Source organism: Micromonospora sp. D75, assembly GCF_018070405.1.
GTDB classification, from domain to species: Bacteria; Actinomycetota; Actinomycetes; order Mycobacteriales; family Micromonosporaceae; genus Micromonospora; species Micromonospora chalcea.
This window is the reverse complement of sequence record NZ_JAGPXV010001040.1, coordinates 1-1,062: the sequence shown is the minus strand read 5'-3', so window position 1 is coordinate 1,062 and position 1,062 is coordinate 1. Positions and strand designations below refer to the sequence as shown.

At 74.9% G+C, this 1,062-nt stretch carries 2 protein-coding genes and 1 pseudogene; 1 reads left to right on the top strand and 2 read right to left on the bottom strand.

The genetic code is table 11. The annotated features are described in order from the left end of the window. Positions 1-453, top strand: a pseudogene (locus KBX39_RS31815) (PrsW family intramembrane metalloprotease); the annotation flags it as partial. A gap of 4 nt (positions 454-457) precedes the next feature. On the opposite strand, the gene KBX39_RS31810 reads toward KBX39_RS31815, so the two are convergent. Together KBX39_RS31810 and KBX39_RS31805 are read right to left on the bottom strand one after the other, a co-directional pair. Beyond that, positions 458-625: a hypothetical protein gene (locus KBX39_RS31810; protein ID WP_166457585.1), complete on the bottom strand. Its 168-nt coding sequence runs from the start codon at positions 623-625 to the stop codon at positions 458-460. Between the two features lie 93 nt (positions 626-718). Further along, a partial coding sequence (locus KBX39_RS31805) for a co-chaperone GroES (protein ID WP_247660815.1) occupies positions 719-1,062 on the bottom strand: 344 nt, incomplete at its 5' end.

Here is a 1,062-nt window from a genome sequence, read left to right as displayed (position 1 = left end):
CCCGAGGTGGCCGCGCTGGGCAGCCTGGGCCGCCGGCACGCGGCGCGTACGTGGGCCCGGCGGGTCGCCGGTGACGGCGGGGTGAAGGCGATGCGCGGCTACCAGTTCGCCGCGACCCGGCTCGCGCTGCTGCGCGACGGCATGCGCCGGGGACTGGACCGCAAACCCGCCGAGCGGGAACGGACAGCGCGGGAGGAACGGGAACTGCTGGAGGCGATCTCCGCGTACCGGTCGTTCTTCGTCGGCCGGGACCCGCAGGCGCCGGTCGGGGTCTGGGACGGTCAGCGCTACCACCTGCGGTTCCCGGACGGTTCGCAGCGCCCGGTGGAGGCGCCCGACGACCCGGTGGTGCCGATCCCGGTGGTGCTCGCCGCGCCGCCCGCGTACCCGCCGCCCGGCTACGGCCCGGGCGGCTGGCACGGCCCGGGCGCGCCCTGGCATCCCGGGCGCTGACGGGTCAGCTCATCAGGCCGGTCAGGAAGTCGCCGAGCCCCTGGGCGATGGCCATGAGCGCGGCCCCGATCCCCCTGAACACCTGCGCGGCCCCGTCCGGACGGAACGCCATGAAGTAGATCAGGAACGCGAGGAATCCCCAGGCGAGGATCTTCTTGATCACTACCGGCATGGTGTCCCTCCCCAGGGCGCTCAGGTGCCTGGGCTTCCCGCCGGGAAGCGCCGCAAACGGCGCCGATGCCGGGTCAGAGGGTGGAGAGCCGGATCAGAGGTAGAGACCGGTGGAGCCGGCGGCGGTGCTCTCCACCCGCTCGGCCGCCACGGCGTGCACGTCCCGCTCGCGCAGGAGCACGTACGCCCGCCCGTGCAACTCGACCTCGGAGCGGTCGTCCGGGTCGAAGAGCACCCGGTCGCCGGCCACGATCGAGCGGACGTTCGGCCCGACGCCGACGGCTGTCGCCCAGGCCAGCCGCTTGCCCACGGCGGCGGTCGCGGGGATCACGATGCCGGCGGTGGAGCGGCGTTCGCCCTCGGCGCCCTCGGTGCGTACCAGCACGCGGTCGTGCAGCAGGCGGATCGGCAGCCCGGCGTCGAGACTCTGGTCGGCGG